General features: G+C 36.5%; 16 protein-coding genes. 11 read left to right on the top strand and 5 right to left on the bottom strand.

All coding sequences use genetic code 11. The features are described 5' to 3' along the window. Positions 1-173: 173 nt before the first annotated feature. On the top strand, positions 174-2885 hold the full coding sequence (locus tag NST60_RS07660) for a PBP1A family penicillin-binding protein (protein ID WP_224428321.1): 2712 nt from the start codon (positions 174-176) through the stop codon (positions 2883-2885). Positions 2886-3375: 490 nt separating this feature from the next. Further along, the gene (locus NST60_RS07655) at positions 3376-6096 is read left to right on the top strand and encodes a tetratricopeptide repeat protein (RefSeq protein ID WP_224428322.1); all 2721 of its coding nucleotides are present in this window, start codon (positions 3376-3378) and stop codon (positions 6094-6096) included. 79 nt (positions 6097-6175) lie between these two features. Here NST60_RS07655 and NST60_RS07650 read toward each other — a convergent pair whose 3' ends face one another. The 3 genes from NST60_RS07650 to NST60_RS07640 form a co-directional block, all read right to left on the bottom strand. After that, positions 6176-7825, bottom strand: a complete 1650-nt coding sequence (locus NST60_RS07650) for a glutamine--tRNA ligase/YqeY domain fusion protein (RefSeq protein ID WP_169187842.1) — start codon at positions 7823-7825, stop codon at positions 6176-6178. 1028 nt (positions 7826-8853) lie between these two features. Continuing rightward, positions 8854-9180, bottom strand: a complete 327-nt coding sequence (locus NST60_RS07645) for an AzlD domain-containing protein (RefSeq protein WP_016202246.1) — start codon at positions 9178-9180, stop codon at positions 8854-8856. Next, positions 9177-9902: an AzlC family ABC transporter permease gene (locus NST60_RS07640; RefSeq protein ID WP_016202247.1), complete on the bottom strand. Its 726-nt coding sequence runs from the start codon at positions 9900-9902 to the stop codon at positions 9177-9179. The genes NST60_RS07645 and NST60_RS07640 overlap by 4 nt, the downstream gene beginning before the upstream one ends. A 544-nt stretch (positions 9903-10446) precedes the next feature. On the opposite strand from NST60_RS07640, the gene NST60_RS07635 reads away from it, so the two are divergent. From NST60_RS07635 to NST60_RS07625, 3 genes are all read left to right on the top strand, one after another. Continuing rightward, a complete protein-coding gene (locus NST60_RS07635) occupies positions 10447-11676 on the top strand; it encodes an IS110 family transposase (RefSeq protein ID WP_100525939.1) in 1230 nt (409 codons plus the stop codon). 190 nt (positions 11677-11866) lie between these two features. Further along, positions 11867-12313 (top strand): transposase, encoded by a 447-nt coding sequence (locus NST60_RS07630; protein WP_445304391.1) that lies wholly within the window; start codon positions 11867-11869, stop codon positions 12311-12313. A gap of 163 nt (positions 12314-12476) precedes the next feature. Next, the gene (locus NST60_RS07625) at positions 12477-12734 is read left to right on the top strand and encodes a hypothetical protein (RefSeq protein WP_040343490.1); all 258 of its coding nucleotides are present in this window, start codon (positions 12477-12479) and stop codon (positions 12732-12734) included. A gap of 97 nt (positions 12735-12831) precedes the next feature. Here NST60_RS07625 and NST60_RS07620 read toward each other — a convergent pair whose 3' ends face one another. Together NST60_RS07620 and NST60_RS07615 are read right to left on the bottom strand one after the other, a co-directional pair. After that, positions 12832-13047, bottom strand: a complete 216-nt coding sequence (locus NST60_RS07620; RefSeq protein ID WP_101729695.1) for a hypothetical protein — start codon at positions 13045-13047, stop codon at positions 12832-12834. A gap of 90 nt (positions 13048-13137) precedes the next feature. Continuing rightward, positions 13138-14355, bottom strand: a complete 1218-nt coding sequence (locus NST60_RS07615; RefSeq protein WP_016202249.1) for an MFS transporter — start codon at positions 14353-14355, stop codon at positions 13138-13140. Positions 14356-14808: 453 nt separating this feature from the next. Between NST60_RS07615 and NST60_RS07610 the strand changes: the two genes are divergently transcribed. The 6 genes from NST60_RS07610 to NST60_RS07585 all read left to right on the top strand — a co-directional run bounded on the left by NST60_RS07610 (position 14809) and on the right by NST60_RS07585 (position 21887). Next, entirely contained in the window at positions 14809-16155 is a 1347-nt protein-coding gene (locus NST60_RS07610) for an aspartate kinase (RefSeq protein ID WP_224428042.1), read from the top strand. Between the two features lie 281 nt (positions 16156-16436). Next, positions 16437-17246: a basic amino acid ABC transporter substrate-binding protein gene (locus NST60_RS07605; RefSeq protein ID WP_224428041.1), complete on the top strand. Its 810-nt coding sequence runs from the start codon at positions 16437-16439 to the stop codon at positions 17244-17246. 181 nt (positions 17247-17427) lie between these two features. After that, complete coding sequence (locus NST60_RS07600) at positions 17428-18084, top strand: amino acid ABC transporter permease (RefSeq protein ID WP_169187844.1); 657 nt, start codon at positions 17428-17430, stop codon at positions 18082-18084. Then, complete coding sequence (locus NST60_RS07595) at positions 18081-18803, top strand: amino acid ABC transporter ATP-binding protein (RefSeq protein ID WP_169187845.1); 723 nt, start codon at positions 18081-18083, stop codon at positions 18801-18803. Before NST60_RS07600 ends, NST60_RS07595 begins: the two co-directional genes overlap by 4 nt. A gap of 620 nt (positions 18804-19423) precedes the next feature. Continuing rightward, positions 19424-20629 carry an amidohydrolase gene (locus NST60_RS07590; RefSeq protein ID WP_224428040.1) on the top strand — a complete coding sequence of 402 codons (1206 nt, stop codon included), beginning with the start codon at positions 19424-19426 and terminating at the stop codon, positions 20627-20629. 43 nt (positions 20630-20672) lie between these two features. Then, a complete protein-coding gene (locus NST60_RS07585) occupies positions 20673-21887 on the top strand; it encodes a M20 family metallopeptidase (RefSeq protein ID WP_318010513.1) in 1215 nt (404 codons plus the stop codon). Positions 21888-22011: the final 124 nt, after the last annotated feature.

Genomic DNA, 22011 nt, shown 5'->3' with positions numbered 1-22011 from the left:
TATTAAGAAAGTGAATATAGACAAAATCGATTAGTTTATCCCACTCTTAACGGACAGTAAGTCTCCCACTCAAGCATATGAGTATACGAGGAAGATAGGGGGGAAATCAACTGTCCGTAAAGGTCCGATTGGTTCAACTAACCATCAGTGGGGGATGAAGGAAAAACCCACTGATGGAAGTTTCACTTTATATTTCATTAGCAGTTACTCGAATGACTGAAAATAATCATTCTCGCGTTGAGCGAAGGAAAAAAATACAAGAAGAACAACGTTCATCAAAGAATCAGAAACCAAAGAAAAGATTTTGGAAAAAGTTCTTATATTTTAGCCTTATCGTTGGGATTGTGCTCTTTTTGATTGGAGTGGGAGCAATTATCTTGATTATTAAAGATGCTCCGAAGTTTGATGAAACATTATTAAAAAACCCTTTATCCTCTAGCTTATTTGCTAGTGATGGAAAAACAGTCATCGCCGAGGTAGGGGCAGAAAAACGTGATGATATCGGAATTGAACAAATTCCAGAGGTATTAAAGGATGCTGTTTTAGCAACCGAGGATGCTCGTTTCTACAAGCATCATGGAATCGATGTAAAACGAACATTGGTTGCAATCTTTAAAGTCATTACGACAAGATCGCTAGAAAGTGGTGGTGGAAGTACTATTACCCAGCAGCTGGTGAAAAATTCCTTTCTATCGATTGAGCAAACACCAACAAGAAAAATCCAGGAATGGTACATGGCAATTCAATTAGAACGCCGCTTCACTAAAGAACAAATTCTAGAAATGTATTTCAACAAAAACCTATACGGTGGAGATGTATATGGAGTAGCAAAAGCATCTGAGCGTTTCTTTGGGCTGAATTTGGACGAATTAGATCAATTAACACTTGAACAAGCTGCGCTATTAGCGGGAATTCCACAAAGTCCGAATCGATACATGCCAACCGTTGAAGACAATCTTGAACGGGCAGAAACACGAAGAAATATGGTTCTTAACTATATGAATAGACATGGTTATATTTCCAAATCAGAAATGACAGAAGCACAAAGTATCCCCATCGAAGAGACGTTAAACATTCAGAAGCCGAAAGCAAATAAATATGAGGCATTTGTGAATAGTGTTTTAAAGGAGGTACAAGAAAAGACAAATGCGAATATTTTTGAAGATGGATTAGAAATTTATACAACTATCGATCCGGACATACAACAATTAACAGAAGATGTACTGTCAACCAGTGATTATGTAAGCTTTCCAGATAATGAGAAGCTTCAAACAGCTGTAGTAATTACCGATACACAAACAGGAGAAATTAAAGCCATTGGTGGTGGGAGAAATTTTCAAATTAATTCCTATAATTATGCCACTATGATGAAACGTCAGCCTGGTTCGACGATTAAACCGATACTTGACTATGGACCTGCCATTGAAAAATTCAAATGGTCAACAGGGCACATGATAAAAGATGAAGAATATCATTACAGCGATGGGACGCTGATACGAAATGCAAGTCGTACCTATGCAGGAAGTAAGACGATTCGAGATCACCTTGTTTGGTCACGTAATATACCAGCATTAAAAACGTTTCAAGAAGTTGGCGTAGATGCTGCAACTGAATTTGCTAGAAGTCTAGGCTTCCCGATTTCAGATGAACAAAAAGGAAATGAGGCAAACTCCATTGGTGGAATAGATGCGGCTTCTCCACTTGTGATGGCCGGTGCCTACTCTGCTTTCGGTAATGGTGGTTACTATAGGGAACCCCATACCGTAACAAAAATTGTCTATTCAGATGGGCGTGTTGAGAAATTAACACCGGCTGAGAAAAAAGTAATGGCAGATTATACAGCTTTCTTAGTAACCGATATGTTACGGTCAGTAGTCCATTCAGGTACAGGAGCGAAAGCGAATATTTCTAGTATAGACCTTGCTGGAAAAACCGGAACGACGAACTTTGATGAACAAACCGTTACAAAATATAGCTTACCAAAAAATGCTGTAAGGGATGCGTGGTTTGTAGGGTATACTCCACAATATACTGGAGCCGTATGGACTGGGTTTGATAAAACGACATCTTCGAGTGACTATTTAAATAGCACAACGGACGACCTGTCCTTACTCGTTTTCAAAGCGATAATGTCGAAGGCGGCGACAAGTCAAGATCGATTTAAGCAACCGGACAGTGTTGGGAAATTGGGAATGGAGTATTACGTAAAGGGTGGAGAGAAACCACAACCACCAAAACCTGCGACACCAACCGATTTTGGCGCCATTTATGATGAAGAAGCAAATCAAATTCAATTATCATGGAATCACTCTCCTTTTAGTGGTTTTGAAACAAGCTTTGAAGTTTCTTATACAGTAGATGGAAAAACAACAAACTTAACATCTACAAAGGATAAAAGCGTCGTCCTTCCAAATCCTGAAAAGGGAAAAGAATATGCCTTTACAGTTGTGGCAATTGTAGAAGGTGTAAAAAGTGATATAGCTTCAACTTCCATCACAGTTGAGGAACAAGCTAAAGCACCAAACAGTCCAAGTAATCTACAAGCAACTTATGATCAAGCATCAAATAGCATTTTGATTCATTGGCAACCTAGTAAGGAAGGTGAAAATATCCAATACATTGTTTCTTTTACGGTTAATGGAATCCTGCAAACCTTAGCACCGACGTCAGAACTACAAGCCACATTGATGGGGCCTCAGCCTGGACAAACGTATATTATTACGGTAACTGCCACAAATGAAATAGGTTCTAGTGAAGCGGTGTCTACATCTGTTACAGTTAATCCGACTCCTGATCCTGGGGGATGGGACGGAAGCGGAGATGATAATGGGCTTGGTGACATTATCCATCCTGATTCAAATGCTGTGAATGGTACAACTCCATAAGTTTAATAAGAAAATGGTCACCAGCTCTCCAATGGTTGATCATTTTCTTTTTTTCATATTCCGTTTATATCCAATAAAGATCCAGAAAAAGATTTTGAGATAGGTCTTAAGATGCAAGAAACTTTTTTTTTCGGATAAATAAAGAAGCGGAAAAAACAGGGAAGAAAGGTACGATTGGCACTAGAGGAAGGGAATAATAATCAGTAATCTAAAGATAATAGTGTCATTATACAAGAGTGAACATTCTGCATTCCTATTGTGAAAACTTAACTCAAACAAGAAAAACAGGTAGGAATACCTAACATTTTAGAAGGATCACTTGACTGTTATTATATTGTAAAGAGATTGAATCAGTTTCGAAATCCATGAAATAATCTAGTTTGCTACAATGAAGGATAGCCCTACATAAGACATAATGATGATAGTTGAGCATAAATATATTATTTAGAAATGGTAAAAAAACACTCTAAATGAATAGCAGGGGGAAGTTATGACATTAGAAAAAAAATTAATTGAAAAGACGTATTATGAAGGATATTTAAAAGATAGAGATGAGTCGCCAATTGAGGTTTTAGGACAATTATATATAGCAGAACAAAGAAAGAATGTTCCTGATTTAACTTCCATCCGCTTTGCACAAGGCGAATTATATTTTCAATACCATGACTATGAAGCAGCTATTTTTAAATGGGAAAACATTAGTAATGAATTAGAACCATGGGCAAAAAAAAATCTTGCAGATGCTTATTTGGAATTAGAGGAATATTCTACTGCTGAAAGCTTTTATAAATCAATCGTAACAGATTCAGAGCTTTTACAAACAGAAATATCTCTTCAGCTGTTTTCTTTATATTTCCAAAAAGGGAATCATGAAATGGCTTTAGGAATTATCAATAATCTAGTTGCTACTAATCCGGATTATGCCAATATACCAACTATTGCAAAATCCTATTATGAGGAGCAGCAAAATTGGGAAAAGGCAGTCGAACTTGCTGTTAACGAAGGAAAAAGAACAGATGGATTGAAATGGTATGATGCCTTGATTCATTATAGCAATTTAGGTGTTATCCAGCAGTTTGAGCCTGCGTACTTTATGGAAAGTTTGAAAAATCTGCAAGAGATAGATTTTGCTACTTTTGAAAGATTAGCCATATCATTATGGAAAAACTATCAAGATACTCCCCACTATCTAACATGGGTAACTGTATTCAATAGCATCTATGAACCAGTGCCTAGTGAAGCGGAAGAAGGATTAGCGCATATTTTGCAAAGAGCGTATGCTTATTTAATTAGTGGCAGTTATTCTATTAAAGAAGTGCAAGAAATCGTTCCAGCGCTTTTAGCTAATTATTTCTTATCTTCAACTGGACAACAGGTTGTAGAAGCAGGATCTGCAGTTTTAGCTTGGAATGAAATGTTTAAACAGTCGATTGAACATTCTGTTGTAGCGAAAGCAGAGATGGTAATTAATGAAACAACTGAAACGAATGTATCATTCCAGCAATTTATGAATTTATTTGAATCTATTATCACGTGGGCTGAGAAACATGATATTCCACTTGATAAAAAGTTTACTCAAAAGGTACAAGATTTTCTGCCAACGGATCATTATCAATTATTAATGGTGGGCTCAGCTGGCAGTGGAGTGAATGCATATATTAATGAGCTTGTAGGCGAAACCATTCTAGCGGAAGATGCAAATGCAATTCTAACGGTAAAAGATAACGATTATCTTGAAATTAACGAAGTAACTAATTCTGGTTTAAAATCAATTGATACACTCACAAATTTCTATAAGGAACTACTAGTTCAACAAGAAAGTCCGAGAGTATTTCAATTAGACACTCCTTCACATTATTTAAACCAAAATAGATGGACAGTGACAACTGCTCCTTTTGTTGAAAATGCGTCTTATGCAGATTATGCAATGCTTGCTGATAGTCTCTTATTTGTTATTAATGAACGATCCGTTTTTTCTTATAATGAATATGAACAGTTAAAGCAATGGAAGGAAAAATCACCATTTTTAACGCTTCAATTTTTAATTTATATCGATGATCTCGATAATGAAAAAGTAGCAGCAAAACGTTTGCAGAAGGCAACGTCTGCTATTCAGCATTATTTTCCAGATAGCAAAATCTTTATTTATTCCAAGCAAGAGGATAGAGAAGTTCAATTAGATGAAGTTAGTCGTTACTATCAAAACCATTTTACAGGCAGAAATATGAACGAAGAACGACTGCAAAGCTGTATTTCTATTATTCAAGATTTAATTACCAATCTATTGGATAAACGCTTGGATATGGAAGATAGTTTAAAAGCGTCTCTTCGAATATACGAGGAAATGGTTAGTAAGCTGACTGGAGCTAAAAATCAACTGATCGATATGGAAGCTGCTAAAAATGAATTAATTACAAAGCAGTTTGATGAAATTAAAACGGAAACACAAGAGGCCATTAAGAACGAGATTCCAGCTATTTTAAAAGGCTGCAAAGACTTTGTAAAAGAAGATAGTGATTATAGTAAGATGCATGTTTCTCTTAATGAAGAGATGAATAAACGTGTAAATCAGTATATTAATGATACATTATCACCACGCATTCATCGTAGCATTGAGGAGTGGATTCAAGCCTCTCATAAACAATTAGAAGATGGCCAACTATTTCTTCATGAGCTAAGTGAAGGATTTAATGGAATTTACAAAGAGCATCCTTTAGAGCTATCCTGTGACTTTGTGATTATAGAAGATTGGAAAAGAGATGCACGCCGATTATCAAGCGGACTTCGGATCGAGCCATTAAATATTTTCAATCGTTTTAATGCATCACAAGTATTTTTAAAGAGTGCTGGAAAGCTGCTTGGTGCGATTCAACAAAATAATAAAATGCTTCAGTCTAGATATCAAAAATACCTTGAAACAGAGGATTTTTCTGAAGTAGCATCATCTGTTTCGACAGCTGTTTTACAGCATTTTGATTTCTATGAAAAAGGATTGGAAAATGATATTAGAATGTTCTTTATCCGTCCAAAAGTAACACTAGAGCAATTTGCAGAAGAAAAAACAAAGGATATTGAAGAATACAAGGATTTATTAGAACGATTAAAGAATAACCCAGAAATGTTCCATGACCCATTGAAATTATTTGAATTACGCTTACTACAGTACGATTGGCTTGCCAATACATCAAAGCCAGTGACGACATGGATGTAAGGCAATAAAAAAAGGGAGCAGAATAGTCGATATATCGATTACTCTGCTCCCTTTCTTGTTGTCCTACTGGTGTAAATTATTACAGTTTAAATGAACTTTTCAAGGAAACGATGCGGTTAAATACTGGCTTTTCAGGAGTTGTATATTTTGGATCCACATTAAAATATCCATGACGGAAGAATTGGAATTTATCTTGTGGTTTAACATCCTTCATATTTGGCTCAATGAAGCCTTGAATCACTTCAAGAGAATTTGGATTTACATAATCCAAGAAAGTTTTACCTTCTTCCATTTCTTCATTTTCGTCTGTAATAAGTGGTTCGAATAAGCGGAACTCGGCAGGTATCGCTTGAGATGCTTCTACCCAGTGCAATGTTCCTTTTACTTTTCTGCCTGTAAATCCAGATCCACTTTTCGTTTCTTTATCATACGTACAGTGTAACTCGATTACATTTCCTTCTTCATCTTTTATAATTTCTTCACACTTAATAAAGTAAGCATGCTTTAAACGTACTTCATTACCAGGAAATAGGCGGAAGTACTTTTTCGGAGGATTCTCCATAAAGTCTTCTTGTTCAATATAAATCTCACGAGAGAATGGAATTTGTCTAATACCCATCTCTGGGTTTTCTGGATTGATTTCAGCATCTAACATTTCCACTTGACCTTCTGGATAGTTAGTAATGACTACTTTTAACGGATTTAGAACACCCATTGTACGAGGAGCCTTTAACTTTAAATCTTCACGAACAAAGTGATCAAGCATTGCAGAGTCAACTGCTCCAGAGCCTTTTGAGATTCCTAATTCCATACAGAAATTACGGATAGCTTCAGGTGTTACCCCTTTTCTTCTTAAACCAGAGATAGTAGGCATACGTGGATCATCCCAACCATCTACATATTTTTCATCTACAAGGAGCTTTAATTTACGTTTACTCATTACGGTATTGGTAATATTTAAACGGCCAAATTCGATTTGTTGTGGGGTGCTTTCCATCTCACATTCACGTACAACCCAATCATAGAGTGGACGTTGGTCTTCAAACTCTGTTGTACAAAGAGAATGTGTTACTCCTTCCATTGCATCCTCTAATGGATGAGCAAATGCGTACATTGGATAAATACACCATTGATCTCCTGTATTATGATGAGTTGCATGTGCAATACGGTAGATAACGGGATCTCTTAAGTTAATATTAGGAGAAGCCATATCAATTTTTGCACGAAGAACCTTTTCCCCATTTCCGAATTCGCCATTGCGCATTGCTTCAAATAATTGAAGATTTTCTTCAATCGAACGAGTGCGATAAGGGCTTTCTTTTCCAGGCTCTGTTAATGTGCCACGGTATTCGCGAATTTCATCAGCAGATAAATCATCTACATAAGCTAGTCCTTTTTTTATTAACAGAACTGCACGGTTGTACATTTCTTCAAAATAGTCAGAAGCAAAAAGAAGATTTTCCCATTCGTATCCGAGCCATTCAACATCTTCTTTAATAGAGTTTACATATTCAATGTCCTCTTTTAAAGGATTTGTATCGTCAAAGCGTAAGTTAGTTTTACCTCCAAATTCATCTGCTAGTCCAAAATTAATAAAAATCGACTTAGCGTGACCAATGTGCAAATATCCATTTGGTTCTGGAGGAAAGCGGGTAATGACGGTATCATGCTTTCCTGTTTCTAGATCTTCTTTCATGATGTTTTTTATAAAATTAGAGCCAATCTCCAAGATTATAGCCACCTTTCTAATATGTATGAATACTTTTAGAATTTAGTATTAAGCCTAGCCATTCGTCTATAAGGAAAATATCCAAACGATCTTAGTATGATTATATCAATAATATAACCAATATTTTATTATAAACTTCATAGAAAGGAAACGAAAGTACAATTAATTTGTTAATTTTTATTGATTTGGATGGTTTCTTGTCAGGTTATGGAGGTTTTTGTTAAAGTTATCCATTTTATTAGGTGGTGAAGATTGTTCATATGGTGGATGAAAGCCAAAAAAGGAGGGGGAAGAAAGAAAAGTGGTGTTCATAAGGTGGATGAAAACCGAAAAAGGAGGGGGAAGAGAGAAAAGTGGTGTTCATAAGGTGGATGAAAACCGAAAAAGGAGGTGCAAGAGAGAAAAGTGGTGTTCATAAGGTGGATGAAAGCCGAAAAAGGGGGAGCAAGAGAGAAAAGTGGAGTTCATAAGGTGGATGAAAGCCAAAAAAGGAGGAGCAAGAGAGAAAAGTGGTGTTCATAAGGTGGATGAAAGCCGAAAAAGGAGGAGCAAGAGAGAAAAGTGGTGTTCATAAACAAGATGAAAGTTGATAAGGAAGGAGCCAGAAAAAAAAAAAAGAGCGTTCATCAAAATAAAAAGAGGATGGGACATAACTAAATAGATACTCTGTAAAGACGAACAATTTCTAATATAGCTAGTAAATAGCGGCTGCTTTCGCATACTTTTTACAAGAGGAAATATAATTAGTTGGAAAAACAGAGCAGCCGGAATACACGAAGACTCCTATGGGATTAGCGAGACAGTCTGAGACCCTGCAGGCCACAGGCCGAAGCGGCTCAGCGCGAGCCCCATGGAAAGCGAAGTGTATTCCGGCTGCGGGGAATCGCACCAAACTTCATGGAAACATCCTTTGAAAAACAAATAAAAGCCCGAACAATTATACGGAACATTCATTAGCATCTTCGTATAATTGTTCGGAATTATCCTTGGCTGGAATACTTATGTCCCAGCCTCATTTTACAAAATAGCTACAATACCAATCTCACAACAGCCATACATACAACTCCGAATAATACAGTAGTTAATAAACTTTTACTAAGAAAAGCGACAATAATCGTAGGAATCGTTGCAAGAAGTGCTTCCCAATTAATGCTAATACTATTGCTTCCGCCAGTTTCTAAAAGACTTTCTACGATTAAACCGGTAAAAATGCATACAGGAAGATAGGAAAGCCACTTTTCCACAGATGCGGAAATAGTAAAATTGCGTGCAACTAAAAATGGGATTACTCTCGGAATAAACGTTACAAGTGTACAACCAATCAATAAAAGAAAAAAACTAGTATTGCTAATCATTTATCTGTCACCACCCCAATTGTAGCAACAATGATTGTTGAAAGAATGACACTTAAGCTGCTTGATAAAAAAGTAGAGAAAGTAAGCATGCAGATAATCATCAACGTGATTAACAATAAATAGTGTTTCAGTTTAGTAGGTTCAATTGTTTGTAATTGCAAAATCAATAAAGCAATAAACATAGCTGGCAAAGCATAATCCAATCCGAATTGTTCAGGATCGGGGAACCAGCCTCCAATATACCCTCCGACTGTACAAGCTGCAATCCAAACAAGGTAGGCAGTAAGATTTAGGCCGTTCATCCATCGATCATTAATTGGCTCTTTTCTGGCTATTTTGGTAATAGCTACTCCAAATGATTCATCTGTTACAAGACTTCCAATGCCAATGTTTTTCTGTATAGAATATTGTGTGAATTTAGGTGCTAGTGCTGAGCTTAACAACAAGTGGCGCAAATTTACAATAAATGTTGTAAGAATAATAGCGCTAATTGGACTTGATGTTGCAATCATCGCACAAATAATAAACTGGGAAGCCCCTGCATAAACAAATGTGGCAAGCAGGAAAACATGCAGGATAGATAAACCGGATGATACGCCGACTACTCCCATTGCGAGACCAATGCTAATATAGCCAAGCAATGTTGGAATACAGTCTTTCACTCCATCTAAATAGGAGAGGGTGTGCAGCTCTTCTTGTTCTTCTACTTTAATACTTTCCACGGTCAATCCCCTTTATCGCAAATTAGTAATTGCCTATATTATATAAGGACGTAAAAGTTTAGGCAATGTCTTACTATGAGGATAGTAGGGAGGGATATTTCTGATTATTCCACTTTTAACGGACAGTAAGACTCCCTCCTCAAGAAGAAGATAGGTGGGAGTCTTACTGTCCGGAAAGGTTCGATTGTTCAACTAACCATCAGCTGCTCCATTTTTCCAACTTATTCTTTTCTCCTATTGAAAAAACAACAATCTTTTAGAAAAACTCTCATGGCGGCGTTACCCGCCGCCACCGTCTATCATGAAAACTTGCTCCTATCCCATGATAGAAAGTCTAAACCACTTAACACCTGACCATAATTAATAGTACAATACGACCAGTCCGAAGACTGTTTGGTGGATCAATACAAGTTGATACCCCGTTAGAAAAACTGGTTGTGACAGTTTAAAAGAACCGTCTAATGTGTTTATAAACACGAATACAAAAATTTTGTATGATGACTTCTGTCGCTTGTATTGTATTAAAAATCTTTGAGGTGATTATATGGAAGCTATGATTGAACGGTGTGCAGGCCTAGATGTACACCAAGAAACAGTAGTTGCTTGTGTTTTATTTGGTTCATTAGATAAAAAACCAAATAAAGAGATTCAAACCTTTCCAACAACCACAAGTGGCCTTTTGGCACTTAGCGACTGGCTATCCTCACACAAAATAACGGATGCTGTAATGGAAAGTACCGGTGTATATTGGAAGCCCGTTTGGAATGTTATAGAATGTGACTTCCAATTAATCCTCGCCAATGCCCAACATGTTAAAAATGTTCCCGGAAGGAAAACAGACGTAAAAGATGCGGAGTGGTTAGCTAAACTTTTGCGTTCTGGACTAATTGAAAAAAATTTTGTACCGCCCAAAGAAATTCGTGATTTGCGAGATTTAACCCGGTATCGTAAAAAACTCATCCATACACGAACTTCTGAGCGCAATCGAATCCACAAAATTCTACAGGATGCAAATATTAAACTAACTTCTGTTTTATCTGACATTTTTGGTGTCACTGGTTGTCGCATTATTGAAGCCCTAATAAACGGCGAAAAAATAGGTGTGTTTGAACTTCAACAAATGGTTGATTCAAGAGTTAAGGCGAGCACAACAGATATTGCAGAAGCCCTTAACGGTGGAATACGTAAACATCATATTGATATGTTACGTTTCCATTGGGACCATATCAATCACATCGATGAAACAATCGAAAAAGTAGTTGAACGCATAGACCAAGCGCTTATTCCTTATCAAGAGGAGTGCGAACTACTAGATACCATACCGGGTGTGGATAAAAATGCATCCGCAATCTTTATAGCTGAAATGGGTGTAGACATGTCAGTATTTAAAAGTTCTAAACATCTAGCCTCATGGGCTGGAGTGAGTCCAGGAAATTATGAGAGTGCCGGTAAAAAAAAAACAGGTAAAACTCAGTACGGAAACAAATCATTAAGAACCACCGCTGTTGAATGTTCCATGGCTACAGATAGACAGTATAATCGCATATCTGCACATAGAAAAAGAATTATGAAACGACAAGGAAAATCGAAAGCACGGATCGCTTCCGCTCATTTAATCCTAACAATTGCTTACAATATTTTAAAAACAAGGCAACCATATCAGGAACTAGGCCCTGATTATGTTGATCTCGAACAAAGTAAAGAACAAAAAATGATTCAATACTTAAAAAGGAAAGGGTATCGTATTGAACCCACTAATGAACAAATTGCTTAATGAATAACAAAAGCACTATATTTAATCATTCCTAGCCTTTTAAAAAAGTTCAAATTTAGAAGGTTCAGCTTAGTGTTGCCTTTTACCTAAAGAGTTTTCATACAAAACAATCGAAAAAGTAGTTGAACGCATAGACCAAGCGCTTATTCCTTATCAAGAGGAGTGCGAACTACTAGATACCATACCGGGTGTGGATAAAAATGCATCCGCAATCTTTATAGCTGAAATGGGTGTAGACATGTCAGTATTTAAAAGTTCTAAACATCTAGCCTCATGGGCTGGAGTGAGTCCAGGAAATTATGAGAGTGCCGGTAAAAAAAAAACAGGTAAAACTCAGTACGGAAACAAATCATTAAGAACCACCGCTGTTGAATGTTCCATGGCTACAGATAGACAGTATAATCGCATATCTGCACATAGAAAAAGAATTATGAAACGACAAGGAAAATCGAAAGCACGGATCGCTTCCGCTCATTTAATCCTAACAATTGCTTACAATATTTTAAAAACAAGGCAACCATATCAGGAACTAGGCCCTGATTATGTTGATCTCGAACAAAGTAAAGAACAAAAAATGATTCAATACTTAAAAAGGAAAGGGTATCGTATTGAACCCACTAATGAACAAATTGCTTAATGAATAACAAAAGCACTATATTTAATCATTCCTAGCCTTTTAAAAAAGTTCAAATTTAGAAGGTTCAGCTTAGTGTTGCCTTTTACCTAAAGAGTTTTCATACAAAACAGGTAAAACTCAGTACGGAAACAAATCATTAAGAACCACCGCTGTTGAATGTTCCATGGCTACAGATAGACAGTATAATCGCATATCTGCACATAGAAAAAGAATTATGAAACGACAAGGAAAATCGAAAGCACGGATCGCTTCCGCTCATTTAATCCTAACAATTGCTTACAATATTTTAAAAACAAGGCAACCATATCAGGAACTAGGCCCTGATTATGTTGATCTCGAACAAAGTAAAGAACAAAAAATGATTCAATACTTAAAAAGGAAAGGGTATCGTATTGAACCCACTAATGAACAAATTGCTTAATGAATAACAAAAGCACTATATTTAATCATTCCTAGCCTTTTAAAAAAGTTCAAATTTAGAAGGTTCAGCTTAGTGTTGCCTTTTACCTAAAGAGTTTTCATACAAACAGCCAAAAATAAAAACCATTCTCATCATATCCAGAAGAATGGTTTTGTTTATATTTTTTTTCTTTTCGTGTTAATCTTTCCTGCTTTGTTTTTGTTTTTTTCGTAATTGGGACGATGGTTCCCCACGTTCCTCTTCGCATGGTTGTATCGAACCCATTTTCTCGCAATACTTTTTCTCGTTTCTTTCTTGCCGTTGATTTAGCCATAGTTAGCCTCCTTTTGATGACAATCATTTTTACTCTTTAATTATACATCATAAAGGAGGGAGATGTTACGATTTACACTATAATTTCTCGTTAAGAAATCGATTGTTTAGATAATTTAGGATGACGGTGCATCATTGAAAATAGGAAGATACCACTTGCTAATAAGAGAATACTGGTTGAAAAGAATACCATAGAGAAACCGAAGTTACCTGCGATTACTCCACCAAGGGCAGGACCAATAATATTACCGAGAAAACGAAGGCTTGTTTCATATCCCATTACTTCTCCTTGCATGGCAATGGGAACTTCTTGCCGTATATAGGCAACCCGTACAGGGACCATTCCCCCAATTGCTACACCGAGAATAAAGCGGATAATCAATAGCTGCCAGTATTGGTTAACAAAACCACCAGGGAAATAAATAATCCCAGCAATAAATAGGAGAATAACAAGTACTTTCAGGTGACCAGACCGATCCCCCATTTCTCCCCATTTTCTTGCCATAAGTAAGTTACCTAACCCTGCAGCTGAGAAAGCTAAGCCGGCGAAAAACGCGATATTCTCGGGACCATGCAGTTCACTGACATATAAAGACAGAATAGGCTGGATGCTGAAATGGGCAATTTGAATAAAGGCTGAGATAAGAAGCACGGTAATGAATACGGGATTTTTAAGAATATAGGCCAATACTTCTTTACTTGTATAGCTGCTTTTTGTACCCTTTTGAACAGGTAGAACAAACTCTTTTGTAGTAAATACTAGAATTGCAGATATAAAGATTGCAAGAGAAGTAAATCGGAAAGTCGCTGCATAGCCAAAGCTATCTGCTAAAACTCCTCCAAGTAATGGGCCAATCAATGCTCCCGTAATACTTCCTGTCTGTAATGTTCCTAATACTTTACCAGCAACTTTTTTGGGAGTTTGAGTGGAAATAAACGCTTGTGACATGGGAATAAATCCTGTGAAAAATCCAGTGAAAAAGCGAAGAATAAAGACTTCCCATACGGAATTGGCAAAGCTCATAAGAAATATCGAAATACCTAAACCGATTGCTAAAATAATCAGGATCGTTTTTCTGCCAAATTTATCGCCAATTTTTCCCCATATGGGTGAAAATAAGAAAGCTGCTACAAAGGTGACAGAAAAACAAAGCCCTGACCAATGTTGCACAAATTCTGATGAATATTGACCAAATGAATCAATATAAAGCGATAAAAAGGGGAGAACCATGGTCATGCAGGCACTTATAAAAAAGTTGGCAAACCACATGATTCCTAAATTTCGTTTTGAATATTTTTGGTTTTCCATTTTGTAAAACACTTCTTTCTAATATAGTAGAAATTGTTTAAGGTCTCCTCCATCTAGTATGGATAGAGAAGGCAAAAGGAGGGATGAGGAGATTGTTAGAGATTACACAATAAGTTTCGATTAACTAAATATTAGTTTAACGTAAAATTTACATAAAAGAAAGCATTTTGGAGTGTTCTTTTCTAACAGTCAAATCTAAATAGGTGTTGATTTTTCTATAAAAGTCTTTATTCTAAACGTTCGTAGCTATTTATAGAAAGTTAGATTAACATTAATTACCACATGAAGATAAAGTTACTTTTATCAAAACAAATCGTATGTTGTTCTTTCTGAGAAAACAAATGTATTTTTAGAGAGGAAAGCACTTGATTATTTATTATGGAATAGTGATAATAACAATAGTGAACAATTTTGAAAATTAATACTATTTAATGATTAGTGGGAGTTGTCGAAATGAAGGTTGTCAAATTTGGGGGTAGTTCTTTAGCTACAGGAAATCAATTGGAAAAAGTGTTGCAAATAGTAAAGGCAGATAAGGAAAGAAGGGTAGTCGTCGTATCTGCCCCTGGAAAAAGGTATGATTCTGATACGAAGGTTACTGATTTATTAATACAATGTGCGAAAGCGGTATTAGAAGGAAGCGGACCTTCTCCTTATTTAGAGGAAGTATTAGAACGGTATGCTAGTATAGCCAAAGAATTGGACTTATCGAGTGATATAATAACAAATATTAAAAACGACTTATTAGATTTAATAACTACTTCTTCTAATAAAGATGCATTTATGGAAGCAATGAAGGCAAGTGGAGAAGATAATAATGCTAAATTAGTCGCGCATTTTTTTAAAGCTAGAGGATTGGAGGCAATATACGTTAGTCCCAAAGAGGCAGGTTTAATAGTAAGTGATGATCCTGGAAATGCTCAAGTGCTTCCTGGATCCTATGACCGATTATATTCCTTAAGAGAAGAGAAGCGAATAATTGTATTTCCAGGGTTTTTTGGGTACAGCGAAGCGGGCGATGTAGTTACTTTTTCCAGAAGTGGATCAGATATTACTGGAGCGATTCTCGCTAATGGTGTAAAAGCAGATTTATATGAAAACTTTACTGATGTAGATGCTGTTTACTCCGTTAATCCTTCCGTTGTTAAGCAGCCAAAGGAAATTAAGGAGTTAACTTATCGCGAGATGCGTGAATTATCTTATGCTGGATTCTCTGTATTCCATGCCGAAGCCTTAATTCCAGCATACCGTGCAGGGATTCCTGTTCAAGTAAGAAACACAAATAATCCCTCTGCACCAGGAACAAGAATTGTTGCTTCTAGAAATAATACCAATGGACCGGTAATTGGTATTGCCAACGATAAAGGATTTTGTTCCATTTATATTAGTAAATACTTAATGAATCGAGAAGTAGGCTTTGCTAGGAAAGTTCTCTCGATTTTAGAGGAATATCATATTTCTTATGAACATATGCCGTCTGGAATTGATGATTTAACAATCGTTTTCCGTCAACATCAATTGACAGGAAAAAGTGAACAAGAGATTTTGGCAAGAATTTCAGAAGAACTGCAGGTAGAAGAAATAAAAGTTGAACATGATTTGGCACTTATAATGCTCGTAGGAGAAGGAATGCGACGTAATATTGGCACAAATGCCCGAGCATCCAAAGCACTTGCCGAAGCAGGTGTAAATATCGAAATGATTAATCAAGGATCATCTGAAGTAAGCATGATGTTTGGTGTAAAAGAAACGGTTGTTAAAAAAGCAGTTAAAGCACTTTATGAAGAGTTTTTTCAGTAAGAATTATTTCAACAATTTATAAATAAAAGAGAAGTTCATTTTCTAATAAGAGTTAGGAAAATAAACTTCTTTTTTTATGGTTTGTGTCAATAATTAGAATGTTAAGAAATTTTAAAAAGTTTTCTTGTATATAAATAAACAAAAAGTTATAATAAATGCATTACAAAAGTTAGAAGCTTTAATAGAAGATAGTAAGCAGAAATTTTTTTTTATCTTATATTGTTAGAAAATTCTATATTGTATAAATGTAGAATTTTACATCAAAAGAGGGGGATTTAAATTTGAAGAAAAAAGGAATGTTATTTGCTTTATTTATGTCCATTTTTCTTGTTTTAGCAGCTTGTGGGACAAGTTCTGAAAAAGCAAATAGTGATGGAGATGGCAAAAAGAAACTGAGAGTAGTTACAGACGCGGCTTATGCACCATTTGAATACATGGATAAAGACAAGATTATCGGCTTTGATGTAGATGTTTTTACTGCAGCAGCGGAAGAAGCTGGCTATGATTTTGAAATTGTCAATGTTGGTTGGGATCCAGTATTTGCAGAATTAGAAAATGACACAGCAGATGTTGGTTTATCAGCGATTACGATAAATGATGACCGTCTTAAGTCCTATGATTTCTCTGTTCCGTATTTTGAAAGCACCAATAAAATTTTAGCGCCAGAAGGTACAGATATTGAAAAAGCTGCTGATTTAGCTGATAAGACAGTTGCAGTTCAATCTGGGACAACAGGTGCAGATGCAGTCGATGCACTTTTAGGAAATGGCAATAAACAAGTAAAAAAGTTCGAAAATAATAATTTGGCTATTTTAGAAATGAAAAACAAAGGCGCAGATGCTGTAGTGGCAGATAATGCAGTACTAGAGGCTTATGCTAAAAATAATCCGCAAGATAACTTTACGGTAATTGAGGATAAAGAAGGATTTGAATCAGAATACTATGGCTTCATGTTTCCAAAAGATAGTGACATTGTAGACGATTTAAGCAAAGGTCTTAATGCTATTTTAGATAATGGAAAATATACAGAAATTTATCAAAAATGGTTTGGCCAAGAGCCTGACATTGATAATTTAAAAGCACAACAATAGAGAATATCGCATATGAGGAAGGGTACTCAAATGGGCATTACCCGCTTTGACAATGAGGGAGCACAATTTTTCTTCCAGATTGTATCTTAGTGAGGGAATGTCCCTTCTGGGTGCTCTTTTTTCGAGAAAAGAGGCAGTTTTCTAACAAGTGTCAGTCATATTGTTGTTTGGAGGCGAGGTTATGGATTTTAATTTTACGATTATTTTGGAATATGCAGACTTATTTAAAAAAGGTATATTAGTAACCATTCAATTATCCTTATATGCGATTGTGTTTGGGACGATTTTAGGATTATTAATTGGTCTTGGAAAAATAGCAAAAAATCAATGGATTGCTTTTCCTTTTCACTGCTACATTGCTGTTTTTCGTGGTACTCCTCTTTTTGTACAAATCTTAATTATTCACTTTGGCTTTATCCCGTTATTTTTAAATACAACAAATGCGATGATAGCCGCCATTGTTGCATTATCGCTAAATGCTGCTGCGTATATTGCAGAGATTTTCCGAGCGGGGATAGAGTCTATTGACCGTGGTCAGATGGAAGCTGGAAGATCTTTAGGAATGACACATGTACAGTCCATGCGGTATATTATTCTACCACAGTCCTTTAAACGAATGATTCCGCCCCTTGGTAATGAATTTGTCGTGTTAATTAAAGATTCTTCTTTAGCAGCTGTTATTGCTGCTCCAGAATTGATGTATTATGCAAGACTAATGATGGGGCAATATAACCGAGTTTGGGAGCCTTATTTAACGGTAGCTGTAATCTATCTCGTGTTAACATTAACATTAAGCTTCTTCTTAACTCGTTTGGAAAGAAGGTTGAAAACAGAATGATTGTTGTTGATAAATTAAAAAAGTCTTTTGGTTCTAATGAAGTCTTAAAAGATATTAGTGTAACTATTCATCCACAGGAAGTAGTCGTGATTATTGGTCCTTCTGGGTCAGGTAAGTCTACCTTTTTGCGATGCATCAATTTATTAGAAAGTATTACAGACGGGACGATTCATATTAAAGGAAAGAATATCATTGATAAGTCCACAAATATTAATGAAGTACGAAAAGATGTGGGGATGGTTTTTCAGCAGTTTAATTTATTTCCACATAAAACAGTTCTTCAAAATATTATGCTTTCACCAATGAAGGTGAAGAAAATTTCGAAAGAAAACGCTCAGAAAAAAGCATTAGAATTATTGAAGAAAGTAGGATTAGAGGATAAAGCAAATGTATATCCAGATTCGCTTTCTGGTGGGCAAAAACAGCGTGTTGCTATAGCGAGAGCTCTCGCTATGGAACCAAGTATTATGTTATTTGATGAGCCAACATCTGCGCTTGATCCAGAAATGGTAGGAGAGGTATTAGAGGTTATGAAGAATCTTGCAAAGGAAGGAATGACAATGATTGTTGTAACCCATGAAATGGGGTTTGCAAGAGAGGTTGGCGACCGTGTTATTTTCATGGATGGAGGATATATTGTCGAAGAAAATGCGCCAATAGAGTTATTTATAAGTCCTAAGGAGGAGCGAACAATCTCCTTTTTAGGTAAGGTCTTATAGAATATACCAACAAAAACGTGAAACTCCACTTGTTAGAGGAGTTTCATGTTTTTTCAGACTGTAGACAAACTCCTGAATTTTAGATATAGAGGTTTGTCTATAGTATATTTATTAGTCCCTTTGAATAGGGATGTTGACTTTCCGCTCCAGGGGTTCGCTTTCCGTGGGGCTCGCGCTGAGCCGCTTCGGCTTTTAGCCTGCAGGGTCTCAGACTGTCTCGCTAATCCCACAGGAGTCTCACCCCTTCCACTCCAAGCAACGCATGAAAATTCAATGTAAGTTTCTAAAAATCTTTTTGTCGACAAACTGCAAAAACGTGAAACTCCACTTGTTAGAGGAGTTTCACGTTTTTTTAGTAGGAAGAAGGAAGCATTTTTGAAGACAGGAAAAATAGATTTGTAAACGATAACAATCAATATATATCTTGATTTATCGAAAAAGTATTAGCAACGTAATTTATTCTGAATATTTTGATGATTAAAAATACTTATTATACATTGCTGAAAATTACCGTTACTATAAAAGAAATTACAACTAAGGGATATAGTGAAAGCAGCTTTTTTTCTTAACTTCCCAAGAAGTATTCCTTATTTATATGCAAATTTATTAGGAGGGGTAGTATGTTAAAAAAATGGCATAGTGAATTAGCCGAGATGTTTGATCAAATGGTTGAATGGAGAAGACATTTTCATCAGTATCCGGAACTATCTTTCCAAGAGGTGGAAACACCAAGGATGATTGCTGAAATTTTAGAAGGATTCGGTATTGAGGTAAGGAGAAATGTTGGTGGTAGAGGAGTTGTTGGGAAGATTTATGGTGGAAAACCTGGTAAAACAATTGCATTAAGAGCTGATTTTGATGCATTGCCAATCCAGGATGGAAAGGATGCACCGTATAAATCGAAGGTACCAGGTGTGATGCATGCATGTGGGCATGATGGGCATACAGCTACTTTATTAGCAGTGGCTAAAGTCCTTCAAGATAATAGGGAAAGTATTGCAGGGAATATTGTCTTACTCCATCAGCATGCTGAAGAGTTGTCTCCAGGTGGAGCAAAAGCGATGATTGAAGATGACTGTTTAAAAGATGTAGATGTCGTTTATGGTGCTCATCTTTCTTCTCTAAATGAATTAGGGAAATATTATTATAAACCAGGATATTCTCAAGCAGCAGCAGATGCTTTTGAAATTACGATTAAAGGAAAGGGTGGACATGGCTCCGCTCCTCATGAAACAGTAGATGCGATAGCTATTGGTACTGCGTTAGTTAGCCAGTTGCAATATATCGCTAGCAGACGTGTGGACCCATTAAACCCAGTTGTATTGTCTGTTGGATCCTTCCATGGTGGAAATGCTAAAAACGTTATAGCCGGTACAGCGGTGATGACTGGAACTGTAAGAACGCTGGATAAAGATTTACGTTTATTTATGGAAGAAGAAATAAAATTAATGGCCACCGAAATTTGTGAAAGTATGCAAGCTACATGTGAGATTAATTATATTAAGGGTTACCCTGCTGTTTATAACCATGAGGAAGAAGTAGAGGTTTTTGAAAAGGTAATTGAAGATTCACTAGATAAGGATATGTTAGTTCGTTCCGTGCCAATTATGGGAGCGGAGGATTTCTCCTATTATTTACTTGAAAAGCCTGGAATGTTTTTTCATACAGGAGCAAAGGTAGCACAGGGAAAAGCTTATCCTCACCATCATCCAATGTTCGATTTTGATGAAAGAGCAATGATTTATGCGGGAAAAGCATTCTTGAGCATTGTCGATAATTATGTATCGCTACAAGTAAAAGAAAATCTTGCTGAACCAGTTTTGTAAGAAAAATGGCATTTTCAAAATTAATGGGATGGGAGCGAATAATATGTTAGAAAAATGGTACAAAGAAATCGAGTCAATGTATGACCAAATGGTAGAGTGGAGACGATATTTACACGAAAATCCTGAGCTATCTTTTCAAGAAATAAACACAAGTAAAATGATTGGTGATTTATTAGAAAGCTTTGGAGTCGAAGTAAGAAGAAATGTCGGTGGAAATGGAGTAGTCGGCAAAATCTACGGTGCCAAGCCAGGTAAAACAGTTGCTTTACGAGCTGACTTTGATGCACTGCCTATTCAGGATGAAAAAGATGTCGCATTTAAATCGAAAGTGCCAGGCGTTATGCATGCATGTGGACATGATGGACATACAGCTACTTTATTAGCAGTCGCAAAGGTGCTCCAAGAGAATGCGGAGAATTTAGCTGGGAATGTGGTGCTGTTACATCAACATGCTGAAGAACTGCCGCCAGGTGGAGCCATTGCAATGATTGAAGACGGTTGTTTAGACGGAGTCGATGTCGTATATGGAGCACATTTGGCTTCGGGCACTGAGTTGGGGAGCGTTCTGTACGGGATAGGGCCTGTTTCGGCTGCGAGTGACTCCTTTGACTTGAAAATCCAAGGAAAAGGCGGGCACGGTGCTTCCCCTCATCAAACGATTGATGCTGTTGCAGTGGGTGCACAAATTGCTAATCAATTAAAACATATTGTAAGTAGAAGGATTAATCCACAGAAGCCTGCAGTTATTTCGATTGGTTCCTTCCATGCAGGAAATGCAGGGAATGTTATTGCAGATACGGCTGAATTAACTGGAACAGTCCGCACATTCGACGAAGATGTTCGCTTATTGATAGAAGAGGAAATGGAGCAGCTAATCAGTGGGGTGTGTAAAGCATTCCAAGCAACTTATGAATTTAGTTATTTAAAAGGATATCCATCTACAGTAAACACTGCAGATGAAACGAATATATTAGAAAAGTGTTTAATAGATGTTCTGCCGGAAAGTAAGCTTGAAAAAATAGACAAGCCAGGATTGGGTGGCGAAGACTTTGCTTATTATCTCCAAAATCGCCCTGGCTGTTTCTTTTCCGTAGGGGCTAGAAACGAAGAGATTGATGCGATTTACCCTCATCATCATCCGAAATTTACCTTTGATGAAAGAGCAATGCTGCACACAGCTAAAATATTTTTAAGTTTGGTAGATTACTATACGAATGCAGAAAAGAAAGCAGCTTTAGTGAATAGTTCTACTATATAACTCGAAAAAATCTAGTGTGTTCATACTGGTGATAAGCGCCTTTCAGCTAGCAAACTTTCAATCACCTCTTTTGCGTAGTTAGTCGACCAGTTTGTACGCTGATAAGCAAGGCGCTTACGCTTTT

The sequence above is a fragment of the Niallia sp. FSL W8-1348 genome, from assembly GCF_038006745.1.
In the GTDB taxonomy this organism is placed as follows: Bacteria; Bacillota; Bacilli; order Bacillales; family Cytobacillaceae; genus Niallia; species Niallia alba.
The sequence above is the reverse complement of the archived record's forward strand: the minus strand, read 5'-3'. Positions and strand labels throughout refer to the sequence as shown.

Excerpts from the sequence above, each read along its gene's own strand:
- NST60_RS07660 (WP_224428321.1), top strand. The coding sequence starts at position 174 with ATGGAAGTTTCACTTTATATTTCATTAGCAGTTACTCGAATGACTGAA.
- NST60_RS07655 (WP_224428322.1), top strand. The coding sequence starts at position 3,376 with ATGACATTAGAAAAAAAATTAATTGAAAAGACGTATTATGAAGGATAT.
- NST60_RS07645 (WP_016202246.1), bottom strand. The coding sequence starts at position 9,180 with ATGATTAGCAATACTAGTTTTTTTCTTTTATTGATTGGTTGTACACTT.
- NST60_RS07635 (WP_100525939.1), top strand. The coding sequence starts at position 10,447 with ATGGAAGCTATGATTGAACGGTGTGCAGGCCTAGATGTACACCAAGAA.
- NST60_RS07625 (WP_040343490.1), top strand. The coding sequence starts at position 12,477 with ATGGCTACAGATAGACAGTATAATCGCATATCTGCACATAGAAAAAGA.
- NST60_RS07620 (WP_101729695.1), bottom strand. The coding sequence starts at position 13,047 with ATGGCTAAATCAACGGCAAGAAAGAAACGAGAAAAAGTATTGCGAGAA.
- NST60_RS07615 (WP_016202249.1), bottom strand. The coding sequence starts at position 14,355 with ATGGAAAACCAAAAATATTCAAAACGAAATTTAGGAATCATGTGGTTT.
- NST60_RS07610 (WP_224428042.1), top strand. The coding sequence starts at position 14,809 with ATGAAGGTTGTCAAATTTGGGGGTAGTTCTTTAGCTACAGGAAATCAA.
- NST60_RS07600 (WP_169187844.1), top strand. The coding sequence starts at position 17,428 with ATGGATTTTAATTTTACGATTATTTTGGAATATGCAGACTTATTTAAA.
- NST60_RS07595 (WP_169187845.1), top strand. The coding sequence starts at position 18,081 with ATGATTGTTGTTGATAAATTAAAAAAGTCTTTTGGTTCTAATGAAGTC.
- NST60_RS07590 (WP_224428040.1), top strand. The coding sequence starts at position 19,424 with ATGTTAAAAAAATGGCATAGTGAATTAGCCGAGATGTTTGATCAAATG.
- NST60_RS07585 (WP_318010513.1), top strand. The coding sequence starts at position 20,673 with ATGTTAGAAAAATGGTACAAAGAAATCGAGTCAATGTATGACCAAATG.